The sequence below is a fragment of the Stenotrophomonas sp. CASM101 genome, assembly GCF_049384845.1.
Classification (GTDB): Bacteria; Pseudomonadota; Gammaproteobacteria; order Xanthomonadales; family Xanthomonadaceae; genus Stenotrophomonas; species Stenotrophomonas hibiscicola.
This window is the reverse complement of record NZ_JBMRFR010000001.1, coordinates 539,352-552,507: the sequence shown is the minus strand read 5'-3', so window position 1 is coordinate 552,507 and position 13,156 is coordinate 539,352. Positions and strand designations below refer to the sequence as shown.

At 59.0% G+C, this 13,156-nt stretch carries 9 protein-coding genes; 7 read left to right on the top strand and 2 right to left on the bottom strand.

What is annotated here, in order from left to right:
• Positions 1 to 7: 7 nt before the first annotated feature.
• The 4 genes from VG543_RS02700 (at position 8) to nhaA (ending at position 7,409) form a co-directional block, all read left to right on the top strand.
• The gene (locus VG543_RS02700) at positions 8 to 1,294 is read left to right on the top strand and encodes a tyrosine-type recombinase/integrase (RefSeq protein WP_149908857.1); all 1,287 of its coding nucleotides are present in this window, start codon (positions 8 to 10) and stop codon (positions 1,292 to 1,294) included.
• Positions 1,291 to 2,835 carry a site-specific integrase gene (locus VG543_RS02695; protein WP_149908856.1) on the top strand — a complete coding sequence of 515 codons (1,545 nt, stop codon included), beginning with the start codon at positions 1,291 to 1,293 and terminating at the stop codon, positions 2,833 to 2,835. The genes VG543_RS02700 and VG543_RS02695 overlap by 4 nt, the downstream gene beginning before the upstream one ends.
• Positions 2,828 to 4,894, top strand: coding sequence for an integrase (locus VG543_RS02690; protein ID WP_171968388.1), 2,067 nt, complete (start codon positions 2,828 to 2,830; stop codon positions 4,892 to 4,894). The genes VG543_RS02695 and VG543_RS02690 overlap by 8 nt, the downstream gene beginning before the upstream one ends.
• A 1,327-nt stretch (positions 4,895 to 6,221) precedes the next feature.
• Positions 6,222 to 7,409, top strand: a complete 1,188-nt coding sequence (gene nhaA / locus VG543_RS02685; RefSeq protein WP_149908854.1) for a Na+/H+ antiporter NhaA — start codon at positions 6,222 to 6,224, stop codon at positions 7,407 to 7,409.
• Positions 7,410 to 7,797: 388 nt separating this feature from the next.
• On the opposite strand, the gene VG543_RS02680 is transcribed toward nhaA, so the two are convergent.
• Together VG543_RS02680 and VG543_RS02675 are read right to left on the bottom strand one after the other, a co-directional pair.
• Entirely contained in the window at positions 7,798 to 8,073 is a 276-nt protein-coding gene (locus VG543_RS02680; protein WP_149908853.1) for a hypothetical protein, read from the bottom strand.
• Positions 8,074 to 8,482: 409 nt separating this feature from the next.
• On the bottom strand, positions 8,483 to 9,109 hold the full coding sequence (locus VG543_RS02675) for a cation transporter (RefSeq protein ID WP_119706145.1): 627 nt from the start codon (positions 9,107 to 9,109) through the stop codon (positions 8,483 to 8,485).
• An 85-nt stretch (positions 9,110 to 9,194) separates the two neighbouring features.
• Between VG543_RS02675 and VG543_RS02670 the strand changes: the two genes are divergently transcribed.
• The 3 genes from VG543_RS02670 to VG543_RS02660 all read left to right on the top strand — a co-directional run bounded on the left by VG543_RS02670 (position 9,195) and on the right by VG543_RS02660 (position 13,130).
• On the top strand, positions 9,195 to 9,605 hold the full coding sequence (locus tag VG543_RS02670) for a MerR family transcriptional regulator (RefSeq protein ID WP_049419476.1): 411 nt from the start codon (positions 9,195 to 9,197) through the stop codon (positions 9,603 to 9,605).
• Between the two features lie 72 nt (positions 9,606 to 9,677).
• On the top strand, positions 9,678 to 11,654 hold the full coding sequence (locus VG543_RS02665; RefSeq protein ID WP_149908852.1) for a TonB-dependent receptor plug domain-containing protein: 1,977 nt from the start codon (positions 9,678 to 9,680) through the stop codon (positions 11,652 to 11,654).
• A gap of 168 nt (positions 11,655 to 11,822) precedes the next feature.
• Complete coding sequence (locus VG543_RS02660; RefSeq protein ID WP_219628551.1) at positions 11,823 to 13,130, top strand: hypothetical protein; 1,308 nt, start codon at positions 11,823 to 11,825, stop codon at positions 13,128 to 13,130.
• Positions 13,131 to 13,156 lie beyond the last annotated feature (26 nt).

The following is a 13,156-nucleotide window of genomic DNA, read 5'->3' as shown; positions in this document are numbered from 1 at the left end:
TGTCAACATGGCAGCTGGCTATAGGGTGAAAACAGTTCGGTTCCTGTCTGGAGAGCGATTTCCGATGCTTCTGTGTAAGGAGTCGGGAGCCCCCCTCTGGCATCCAAACCTATTTTTGGTGACCGAGCTTCGGGCTGCTGGGCTGGCGAAGAACACGCTCGAGCACGCGGCCAGGGCTGTGATGATTGCCCATCAAGTGTTTCGTCATCTCGGTATAGACATTCACGATCGAATCAATGACGGTCGGCTCCTTACCTTGGGCGAGGTTGAGTCGCTCACCAAGCTGGCTGGATTGCGGCAGGATGAGCTCGACGCTATGAGCCAGATGGATGAGTCACCCCGAGCGGTGGTGTCTAGGGTCGTAACACTGGAGCAGGCCCGAATGCGCCCCACGGTGAAAGCGCTGGCGCAGGTGGGTGCCGACACGAAGGCAACCCGTATGGCATACATTCGCGACTACTTGTCCTGGCTAACAGCCGGTCGGCGCCTGAAGCTAGAGGTGGGACATCCCCACAATCACAGCTTGCTCGAGGCCACTCAAACATTCGTCAGCCTTATCAATGCCAGAATGCCCAGCCGCCACTCCGCGCAGGGTAGCCGTCAGGGGGTAGACGCGGAGGTCCGTGCACGCATTCTCGAGGTCATTGATCCCGACAGTGCGGACAACCCCTGGAAGAACAGGCACGTCCGGGTTCGCAATCAACTTATCTTCCTCTGGCTACTCCTTCTGGGCGTGCGTAACGGCGAGCTGCTTGCTACCTACGCTAGTGACGTCAACATTCGGACCGGGGAGGTCACGATCGTTCGGCGGCCTGGCAACCCCGAAGAGCCGCGAAAAAGTGCGCCGCTTGTCAAAACACGAGGTCGCCTACTTGCACTGGGTCCTGATCTGGCGGAGTTAATCCAGAGGTACATAATGGGGGAACGAGCAAAGATCAAAGGTGCGCGCCGCCATCCCTATCTCTTCGTGGCGACGGGGACAGGCCAGCCGCTGTCAAAGCCGGCGCTCAACAAGCTTTTCAGGGAGTTACGTAGCAAGGTTCCTGGCCTTCCTGATGACCTCTCCCCGCATGTCTTGAGGCACACCTGGAACGACGACTTCTCCGATCTCATGGATAGCCGAGGTGTGTCCGCAGAAGACGAAGAAAGGATGCGGACCCAGACGATGGGCTGGTCACCTAGGTCGAAGATGGCTTCGCACTACACGAAAAGGCACGTGCAGCGAAAAAGCAATGAGGCGTCGCTGGAGATGCAAGCCAAGTCCTTTAGCCGCCCAGTGAGGAGGAGCAGGTGAAACATGCCCACTTATATCAGGAAGAAGCTAGCGAGGCGCGTGCACTCACTGTATGGGTAGGCAGTCGCACTAAGTCGGGCATCGAGTTCGATCCAAACGCCCATATCTGGGCATACCGCGATGGTGTCAATAACATTCATTTAGACTTCGACCAGCTGCCAACCGCTTCGCCAGTGCTGCGTAATGGTGCCAAGTCGGTATTGACGTGGTATGCAGAGAATCGCTCTCCCGACCATCTAAAGAATATGTTTCAAAGGCTGCAGCACTTCCTGCGTTCTACGCCTATGCAGGTTTCCAGCATCACAGCCGTAGATTTGCTGAACTACCGTGCAGGCCTCCATCAGTCGAAGGAATGGTACTTGGGGTCTTTCGCGGGGTTCCTCCGCAAATGGGTCCAGCTGGGCTACCCAGGGGTCGATGAAGACGTCGAGCTGCTTCTCAAACAATTGCGGCTCAAGGGCAATGACAAGGGTGTGTCTGTCCTTACATGGGATCCACATGATGGTCCTTTCACCCATGTCGAAGAAGAGGCCCTGCAATCAGCGCTCAATCAAGCATATGCGAAAGGTGATGTGTCTACCGCGGACTTCACCTTGGCGTGGCTTTTTATCCTATTGGGTCAGCGCAGCAAGCAGTACGCGTCCCTAAAGGTCTGCGATGTCAGGGTGGAAACAGATGCTGATGGGATGCTGAAGTATTCCATCCAGGTGCCAAGCGCTAAGAAGGGTGCCAAGTTTTCGCGTGCTCAGTTCGTAGAACGCCCGCTTGTCGAGCAGTTTGGTGAGCATCTCTGTTCGTACGCTGAGGGCGTTCGCGCACGCTTCTGTTCGATCTTAGATGATGCAGGGCAAGCCCCTCTCTTTCCCGCTGAGCGCTCGAAGATGGGTGCCCAAGGATTCGAATTCCATCGGACTGCCGTCATGATTGGCCGGACGATCACGACCGTTCTCGAAAGCCTGTCAGTGGTCTCAGAGCGCACGGGTAAGGCGATGAGCATAAGCGGCGTCCGGTTCAGGAGAACGATCGGCACGCGAGCTGGCGAAGAGGGCTACAGTCCTTTGGTCATCGCCCGACTTCTCGATCACACGGACACCCAGAATGTTGGCGTTTACTCGGCCAGTTCACCTGCAATCATCGAGCGCATTGATCGTGCCATTGCTATGGAGATGGCTCCCTTGGCCCAAGCGTTCGCGGGAACTCTTGTGGAGGGACTGGGCTCGAATACTTCGAGGCGCGTAATGGATCTGCGTATTGACCGAAGTGGTTCCCCTATGGGCGATTGTGGAACGCACGGATTCTGTGGATTCAATGCTCCGATCGCCTGTTACACCTGCTCCAGCTTCGAGGCTTGGATGGACGGGCCACATGAGGCGGTACTACAGCACCTGCTTGACCAGCGTGAAAAGCAACTCAGGGATTCCGATAAGCGCATTGCTTCCATCAATGACCGAACCATCTTCGCAGTTGCGGCTGTGATAGAGGAATGCCGCCAGGTTAAGGTGCGTCGTTGCTCACTTGGTGGAGCTAAAACCTGTGGCTAAAGTAGTTCTTTTTCAGCCGCTTAGTGAGCTAAATGCCGAGCAGAATGTCTCTGCGTTTATTGCTCTGTGCCGGAATGAGCTGACCATCTTTGGTGCCGAGCTTGCCTTCGATGAGATGGCGTGGGAGATCGCGGATTCTGTCAGGATCAAAGCTCGGCGAGGCGCGGTTCGCGCTATTTTTAGCTCATGGGACTCAGTTAACGAGCGCGTGCCACGCCCAATGCTCGAGCCCTTTGGTTCGTTCGCCAAATCCTACATTCGATATCAGCATGGGATGCGGCCAACGAAATGTATAGGGTTTCGGCTCGCCTCCCTACGAGCGTTGGCGGCTGCACTGGAAGATCAGGGGGCTTGTAACGTTGCTTCAGTCACTGCGGCGACCTTCAACAGAGCGGCTCTACTGGTCCGGGCGAAGTTCAGCCCATCTGCGGGCTATCGAGTCGGCTCGCAATTGGAGATGCTTGCGTCGTTCATTGATGACAACCGCTTAGCGGCAGTCCCATTGCGCTGGTCCAATTTCATACCTCGCCCGACGGAGGCGAACGGCAGGGTAGGAGACGAGTTTGAGGCTGCGCGGCAGGCTAAGCTTCCCAGCCCCCGCTCGTTGGAATGCCTAGCGCTGGCGTTTCGCGCAGCGAGTGAGCCTGCTGATCTCTTTGTGACGTCGACGGCGGGGATCATGTGCTCGGCCCCGGATCGGGTGAATGAGGTTTTGCTGCTTAGAGCGGAGCCTGAGGTCACAACAGCTCGTCCCGATGCGTCGCCGGCATATGGGCTGCGGTTCTGGCCCTCCAAGGGTGCAGACCCCATGATCAAGTGGGTTGTGCCATCTATGAGTTCGGTCGTGCGCGAGGCCGTGAGAAGACTCAATGACCTATCAGCAGAGGCGCGTCGCGTGGCGCGTTGGTACGAACGCAATCCCAAATCGATGTTCATCCCACCACATCTCGAGCATTTTCGCGGCGGTGACTTGTCAATTGCAGAGCTCGGCGAGATCCTTTTTGTAGAATCGGTGTCGCCGGCGACCACTAGGGCGTGGTGTTTGGGTAATGGCGTGCCTGTCGAGAAGCGTCGCGGCAGAATAGTAGCCAAGTTCACGAATGTTGAGGCTGCTGTCATCAGTTTCCTGCCCCGAGGGTTCCCATGGTTGGACGTCGATTCTGGTCTGCGGTACAGCGAAGCGCTTTGCGTAGTTCGGCGTAATGAGTTGCATCGGACTAAGCGAACGTTTCGTTGCGTCATCGAGGCGCCAGATCAGAACTTTATCTCTACTGGTCTTGGTGGTCGCACAGAGCACGGGTTCAAGTCCGTGTTCGATCATCTGGGCTACTTCGATTCAGACGGATCTCCAATCGTCATTCGTACTCACCAATTCAGACACTATCTGAATACCTTGGCTCAGGCCGGTGGCATGAGTGAACTTGACATCGCAAAGTGGTCTGGTCGGAGTGACATTCGTCAGAATGACTCGTACAACCATGTCTCTGATCGCGATGTCCAGGCTCGGCTGGTGGGCTTACGTCAGGAAAGGCAGCGGGAGTCGGTGACTGAACTGGCGACCGATCCGCTACCGCAGGTTCGCGTTAGTCTAATTCCTCGAGACAAGTTCAAGGAAATGGGTATCCAAGCCGCTCACACAACCGATTTCGGAGTCTGCGTGCACGACTTCGTCATGTCTCCCTGCGCCCTGCACCGTGACTGTACGAATTGCAACGAGCAGGTGTGTATCAAAGGCGACGAAATCGGTGATGCAAATACGCGTGCCAAACTTGCCGAAACCACTAGTCTGCTAGCTGAGGCAGAAGCTGCGGATGCTGAAGGGGTATATGGTGCGTCGCGTTGGGTTGAACACCAAAGGCTGACGCTAACGAGACTGTCGGAGCTTGTTGCAATTCTGGACGATCCGCAAGTTCCACCAGGTGCGCTAATCCGCTTGACTCACATTCGTCCGGCCTCTCGGGTTCGGCAGGCATTGGGTGCCCGCCGGTTGTTGGATCAACATGACGAGGAGTCGGTGCAAACGGAATGGGCGATCGAAGTGCGAGGCACCGCTTCATGAGAAGAGCAAAAAATCTTAGTGATGAAGACATCGCTAGCATTGTCGGAATTCTTGACGGCTGGTCAGGTCGTTTGACCTGGCAATCTCTGCTGGACGCGGTGGAGCGGCACCTCTTTACGCGATATACGCGGCAAGCATTGCATAAGCACACTCGCATTCAGCAGGCCTTCGAACAGCGTAAGGCGGGTTTAGCCGCGCAAGGGGGGCATCTGCGGCAGGTCAAGGCTGTTCCTGAAATGCAGATCGCTATGGACCGAATTCTACGGCTGGAGGCGGAACTAGAACGAGTCTATCGCGAGAACAACTGCCTACTGGAGCAGTTCGTAAGATGGTCGTACAACGCGAGCCTGCGAGGCCTAGACGCTGAGTACCTGAACTCTCCCTTGCCATCGCTGAAAGGGATCGATTCTCGCGGTCGGCCACCTGACAGTGTTGGGTCCTTTTCCTCCAAGAAGAGCTAACCTAGCCTCAACGAGTACCAATTACTCGGGTATCTTCTCGCAGAGTGCAGGTCCCACCTTCCGCCAGTCATCAAGAAAGGCATCCGCCGGGCCTACACCATCTACGATCGGCAGGCCAAACCATCGGACACCTAGGGCTGCTGCTCGTTTGGGTAGTGCGGCGATCCTGATTCCATGGATTTCACATGGCTCAAGTAGGGACACTAGGTTGGTCGCCCCCCACTCACGAATTGCGCGCAGATCGAATTCTAAGTCTCGTTACCACCGGGGCGGCCGCCATGCCGTCCAAATGTCCGCTTCCGGCCAGAAGCGGACATAATGGCCTACAGCGCAGGTGCCGCGTGTATCAGATGGTTCAAGCAATTGGCAGTTGACAGTTGCACATGCCTGTGGACCACAGACACCGAATTGATAGCTTCAAGGATCCGATGTTGGGAACAGTGGATAGTGGGGCCAGTGCGCAAACTTCGCTGTCTCTCTCGGCTTATCCTTCTTTTAATATTGGAGGCTACGGGCGTGAAATGCTCGCGTTCTCGAGCAATTTGCGCGTCGCGCCGTCGAAAGCCGGGCGACGGAGCGACCTGAACGTGTCCCGTACCGTGGAAAGTTTGGCGCTGTAACTCAGTTGAGCGCCAGAGCTGGATGTGCGATCCTTGCTGTGAGGCGTGTGCTGCGTGCGCCCGGGCCGTGATCGGTTCGTATACGGAGAACGTTAACTCGTTTCTCTGCCGATCTCTTATGCTGCCTGCCGCCTCGAAACCATCCCGCAACTACTCGCCAGATTCATGAAATAGCGCCACTTTGGGCGCGTTTCGTCGTGTCCGGTGACGATATTGATTGGTCCGGCGGCTCACACAGGAGTTCCGATGACCACCCCTGTTTCTCCCGCCAGCGTGCTAAAGCGCTTCATCTCAAGCGAGTCGGCCGGTGGACTACTATTGATGGCAGCAGCCGCAGTGGCCATTGCCATTGCGAATAGCCCGCTCTCGGAAGCATACCGGCACCTGCTCCATGCCGAATGGGGACCCACGCTTACACCGAAGTTGGGCCCTATGACACCACACCTGTGGATCAACGATGGCCTGATGGCGATCTTCTTTCTGCTTGTCGGCCTGGAAATTAAGAGGGAGCTCACTGACGGCCGACTCTCCACATGGAAGCAGCGGCGGCTTCCTGCTCTGCCAGCGCTTTTCGGTATGGCGATCCCGGCCCTAATCTATGCATGGATGACCAAGGACACGCCTGGACAGCTAAACGGCTGGGCAATTCCTGCAGCGACTGACATCGCGTTCGCCTTGGGACTTCTGGCATTACTCGGAAAGCGCGCGCCGCTACCTTTGAAGATCCTCCTTATGTCAATAGCGATCATTGACGACATGGGCGCTGTCGCCATCATCGCGATCTTCTACACCTCTTCGTTGAACATGCTGGCTCTCGTCGGCGCGGCGGCGGTATGTGTGGCAATGTGGTGCATGTCCCGCGCGGGAGTCGCGCGCCTTTGGCCTTACGTCCTTGCATTGCCTGTGCTTTGGTACCTCACGCTGCTGTCTGGCGTGCATGCCACATTGGCGGGCGTCATCGGTGCGCTCCTCATTCCCTACGACTCACTGCACGGCAGAGACTCAAGCCCATTGGTTCGCATTGAGCATGCCATCGCTCTTCCGGTGGCAATTCTCGTGATGCCAATATTTGGCCTGGCAAATGCGGGCGTTGACCTGCGCGGCCTTAGCGTGTCTGACTTCCTCTCTTCAATCCCGCTGGGCGTCGCGGCAGGCCTCTTTATTGGAAAACAGCTCGCAGTGTTTGGAGGTGTCGTGATCGCGGCCAAGACCGGACTCGCTGCCAAACCGGAAGGAGTGAGTTGGGCGCAGATCTACGGCGTATCGCTGCTGTGCGGCATCGGGTTCACCATGAGCCTGTTCATTTCAGGCCTGGCGTTCCCTGGCCATGAAGAATGGGTTGACCAAGCGAAGCTCGGCATCATCGCCGGGTCCGTAGCGTCGGCTCTGCTGGCGCTGGCAGTACTGCGCATTTCAGCCCCTCCCGTGCGGTAATTCGATGCCCACCGGCTACCCAGCCGGTGGGCCAATGATATTAGGCGCTCTTCGGTTTGATTTCGATTTCCCACTAAACCAACAGCAGCGATTGGGAATTCAGGCACTCATAGTGCCTACCGGCCTGCGGCAGTCCCACATTAGGGCCCGCTTGTCCATTGGCCTACTACCGCTTCATAGGTGCGTAATGGGAAGAATTACTACTTTCCAAGCATGTCTTCAGTACTGGGCTTGCTCAGCTCGGGCCATCCATTAATTTCCATCGTCCGATGTGTGATGAGCGTCCGTACACCCCTGTCGCGCCCATGGCCCCTTTCGGCCAGGAGCGGACATTGAGCAACACCTGACTCAAGCCGCGCCGCGAAGCGGCGTCGGCTTGAATGAATTTCTAGGCAGCACCGTCAGTGAGCCAGTTGGCTACGAAGGTTGCACCGAGTGCTGCATGTACGACCGTGCCAAAGAGCGCTGCAAGCTGGCTTGAGGTGTCGTTTCCGAATGGGGCAAGCAGCGTTGAATTCCCCATGGACACTACTAGTAGGATGACGCCGACGAGAGCCCACGCGCCCTTGTTATGTGCCAATAATCGAGTAAGCAGGATGAGTACGACTGCGCCACCGTTGAACCACCAGGCCATGCCAGAAAAAAAAGTCTGCAACTGCTCCATGAAACCTCCTTGTGCGGCATAACGCCGATTAGACTCCGAAACCGGTGTCTTGCACTGATTGTTCAGGCCAGTGCCACCTGGGGTCAAGGAGTTTTCCTAAGTTGCGTCAATGGCTCAGCTGTTCATTCCGGGCCCTAGGGGCCTAAATGCTTGCCCTGCAATCCAGCGAAGGCGGGTGTGTGTTAGCTACGCACAACGGAACGTGGGTGTAACGGGTGCGGCGCATGTCGGGCACTATGTGTCCATAGGCTGAGTTGAGATCGAAGCAAGTTGTGCACTTGTAGCGAGCTACCGGGCGGCAACTGCCCGCTTCGCGTCGGACGCTGCTTTGTAAGGCCCGCGACTGCTTTCGGCCAGAAGCCGACATCCGCTCGGCACAGTTCTAACCAGCACTTGCCCCAACGCCTTGCTACTTAACCGCCGCACGCCACGCGGGCCACGCCTCGCCGATCACGCCAAGCGCGGATTTCAGGAACAGCAGTGCGATCACCGCGCCTGCTGCGATGTCTGGCCAGCCGCTTCCGGTCAGCGCTACGCCACCGGCAGCCACCAGCACACCGATGTTGGCGGCGACATCATTGCGGGAGCACTCGAAGGTGCTTTTCATGTTGATGTTGAGCGCGCGGAACCGCCACAACAATGCCAGGCACACCAGATTGGCCACCAGCGCGATGGCTCCAAACCCCAGCATCAAGCCGCTGGAAGGCGGCACGCCGTGGATCAGCTTGCTGACCACCTCCACCACGATGAAGACAAAGAAGGCCAGGATCAGCAGCCCCTTGGCGAGGGCCGCACCGGCCTCCCAGCGCGCCCCCCGGTTCACTGCCCACAGGCTCAGGCCGTACACGATCGCGTCGCCCAGCATGTCCACGGCATCAGCCTGCAGGGCACTGGAGTGCGCCACGATGCCCGCGCCGAACTCGATGAAGAACATCGCCAAGTTGATGATGAGTACCGCCACCAGCACGCGCCGCTGCGCACTGTGAAGGGCCAGCGCTTCCAGTTCCTGGCGCTTGTGGCCGCAGCAGTGGTCCATGGATGTCTCCCGCCAGGCTGTGGCCGGGCTTGAAAAAGGGTGGGAGAGTCGTTATCAACCCTGTAGCCCCTACAAGGTCAAGCCCATGCCCAGCCACCTCACCATCGGCCAGCTGGCCCGCCAGACCGGCACCAAGGCCGAAACCATCCGGTATTACGAAAAGATCGGCTTGCTGCAGCCACCGTTGCGCTCGGAGGGCAACTACCGCTACTACGGCGCGCAGGACCAGAGGCGACTGTCGTTCGTGCGCCGCGCCCGCGAGCTTGGCTTCTCCATCGAACAGATCCGCGAGCTGATTGCCTTTGGTGAACAGCGGGAGCACGAGTGCAGTTCGGTGGACGATGTGGTGAAAGCGCACATCGCAGACATCACGCGCAGGATCCAGGACCTGCAGGCGCTGCAGGGCGAGCTGGAGCGGATGATCGGCAATTGCCCGGGCGGCCGCGTGGCCGACTGCAGGGTGCTGGAAGCCCTTCAGCCGCAGCCTGCCGCTTGACCTTGTAGCCGCATCAAGGTTTACAACGCCGGGCTACTTCGCCACCGCGCGGCCCTGCCGCCCTGACGACCCATGACCCTGCTGCCACATCCGCTTGCCCTGGCGCTGAGCGCCGCCCTGCTGTCCGCCGTTGCCCCGGCCAATGCACATGAACCGCCTGCCGCGCACGACGACCACCACGATGAGGCCGTGGAGCTGGATGCGGTGGTGGTGCAGTCAACCCGGTCAGGGCGCCGCGTTTCCGACGAACCGATCCGGGTAGACGTCGTGTCGCAGGAAGAGATCGAAGAGAAGCTGCTGATGTCGCCGGGCAACGTCTCCGTGCTTGTGGCGGAGACGGCGGGCGTGCGGGTGCAGAACACCTCGCCGGGCATGGGCGCATCCAACATCCGCATCCAGGGCCTGCGCGGCCGGTATACCCAGCTGCTGGCCGATGGCCTGCCGCTGTACGGCGGCCAGTCATCGTCCATCGGCATGCTGCAGATTCCCCCGACCGACCTTGGCAGTGTCGAGATCATCAAGGGCAGCGCGTCGGCGTTGTACGGTCCAGCAGCGTTGGGCGGTGTGGTGAACCTGATATCGCGCCGGCCCAAGGAAACCGCCGAGGCCGAAATGCTGCTCAATGCCACCAGCCGTGGCGGGCAGGACGTGACCGGCTACGCAGCAGGGCCACTGGCCGAGCACTGGGGCCTCTCGGTGGTGGGTGGCTACCATCGCCAGGACCGCCAGGACCTGGACGGAGACGGCTGGGCTGACATTCCCGGCTACGAGCGTGCCACGGTCCGGCCGCGGTTGTTCTGGGAATCGGAAAACGGAGCGCGCGCACTGCTGACGGCAGGCGCAATGCGCGAGAGTCGGCTTGGCGGAACACTGCCCGGTCAACGGGCGCCCGACGGGCAGCCCTTCGCTCTCACGCAGCGCACGGAGCGCATTGATGCCGGCGCGGTGATCGATGTTCCAGTGCGCGAGAGCGACCGTCTGCAGCTGCGCGCATCGGCCATGTCCACCGATCACGACCACGGGTATGGCCCTGAGCAGGACAACGACACCCATCAGACCGGCTTTGCGGAAATCAGCTATGCGTCCGGCGTAGGCGCCACCAGCTGGCTGGCGGGCATTGCCGCGCAGCAGGACCGGTTCCGTTCCGCCCGATACCGGCAGTTTGATTACCGCTACACCGTGCCTGCCCTGTTCGTGCAGGCGGAGCAGGCGCTGCGCGATGACCTCACGCTTTCCGGCAGTGCGCGCTGGGATGACCACAGCGTCTATGGTGGGCACTTCAGCCCCCGCGTGTCACTGTTGTTCCGCCCTGACGAGTGGACCCTGCGCGCGTCGATCGGCAGAGGCTTCTATGCGCCTACGCCCTTCGTCGAACAGATCGAGGCCGCTGGCCTGTCACGCCTGGAGTCGCTCACCGGCCTTCGCGCGGAAATCGCTACAACCGGGTCCATCGATGCAGGCTATGTGCATGGCCCCTGGGAGATGAACCTCAGCGTGTTCGCATCCGATATCGACCATGCGGTACGCCTGGTGGAATCTGCGAACGCGCCGGGAGAACGTGTGCAACTGGTCAATGTGGCGGGCGTCACCCGCACCCGGGGTAGTGAGTTGCTGCTGCGCTATCGCTGGCAGGACATCACGGTAACCGGCAGTTATGTCTACACCGATGCGCGCGAACCTGGTGAGGAAGGCGCCGGCCGCCGCCTGGTCTCACTCACACCCCGGCATAGCGCAGGCCTGGTTGCCATGTGGGAACAGCATGACCGTGGCCGCATAGGCCTGGAAGCCTACTACACCGGCATCCAGACGCTTGATGACAATCCCTGGCGTCGACGCAGCCGACCGTATCTGGAAGTCGGTGCGCTGGGAGAGATCGTGCTGGGAAGAGTCAGCCTGTTCCTCAACCTGGAAAACATCCTCAACGTCCGCCAGAGCGGCTACAACCCGATGCTGCGGCCTCGCCGTGCCGACGATGGCCAGTGGACCGTGGACGCATGGGCGCCGCTGGAAGGGTTTGTGGTGAACGGTGGCGTGAGGCTGAAGTTCTAGGGTTGAGCTGATGCGGGAGGCGATGTCCGCTTTCGGCCAAAAGGAGACATCGAATGCCGTGTTGAGCCGCCGCTGCGCCAGCGAGCGTCGGATGTCGTCAGCCGCTCGGCGGTGCCATGGATGCATTCGATGATGTCATCATCGGCGAACCACAACGGGAGCGATTGAGTGGCCATCCCCTTTTCTGAAGAACAAGTACACAAGCAGTTGTTGGCGATGGGCATGGAAACGGTCGTGATGGACTCGACCGAGCTGACTCAAGCCTTGGAAGGCCGCGCCTTACTGCCCGAAGTAGAAGATGAGGAGAGCAGCTTCGAGCTGTGGCGCATCATCAAGCAGCGCGCTTTGCAGCGCATTGATCGCATCCACGATAGCGTTCGCTACGGAACGTTCGTCGGTAGCAAAGTCGACCTGCCCACGGACAGTACCAAGCCGATGCAGCTCGACTTGTTGGGTTACCACGAAGACGGCATTTTCGTACTTGAGCTCAAGGTCGGCAGTTCATCCGAACGGAACGCGTTCTCTGAGTTACTAGCCTATAGCAACTACATCGCCCAAATGTTTGCGCTTTCGGGTCCGGCAGACATCGCCAACGTTCTGGTGGCGCCCATGGGGGCGAAAATTACTCGCCATGCGTACCTGTATGACCTGCTCATCTCCAATCGGGACGTCATCGCTTACCGCCCAATCTTTTCGGAGCAGACGCTTGAAAGCTTGAAGCTGGAGCTGTATGTCCCGACTGATGAGGATTTCCGCTACTTCGCAAATAGGCTGCTATCGCACCAGGCGATGGGCTGCGTTGTTGCCTCGTTCCACGACCTAGAAGGCTGGTACGACAGTGAGGAGGATGAGGGAAACCTCAACGAGTACACCCGCGAGGCGTTGGGCGCCCTGAGTACGTATGCCGCGCAGTTAATGGAGGCCGAGCAGCTGCACGGATTCGTGTTCGTCCGTAAGCCCTGGAAAGAGCTCCCTCGTTACTACCGCAATAGCCTGATTGTGTGTGCCGTCAACCCGTTCTTGGTGGCCGATCCCGAGCGCTCAGTTCCGATGCTCGAGCAGATGGACGAACAGCATCGCGACATTTTCATGGACAGCCCGCGGTACGCCTTCGATGGTCGGCTGCTGCGCCTCGCCAAGCGCGCTATTGACGATTGCCTGGCGCACGGAACCGAATGCGAGCGCGAGGTGCCTCTATGGGAGGGTATGGTTCACGAGCTTCAAGAAGTGGTCTTCACGCACAACTTTGGCTTTCGCCCGACCGGCATCTTCCGCGAGGCGTACGTAGCCTCCCTACAAACGTTGTACATCCGCAAGGCGGGCGGAAGCGACGAAGACGCTAGCACCCTGAAAGTCGCCGAGGTGAATAACTGGATGCGCGCCTGGATGTTTATGGAGATGTGCGGGTTCGTTGCCGGGGAGGCAGATGCTGTTGTTGACGACGAGGAGGCTGACGAAGAGGGGCCGGCATCGTAGGCCGACCTGCCACCCGACGTGCACCC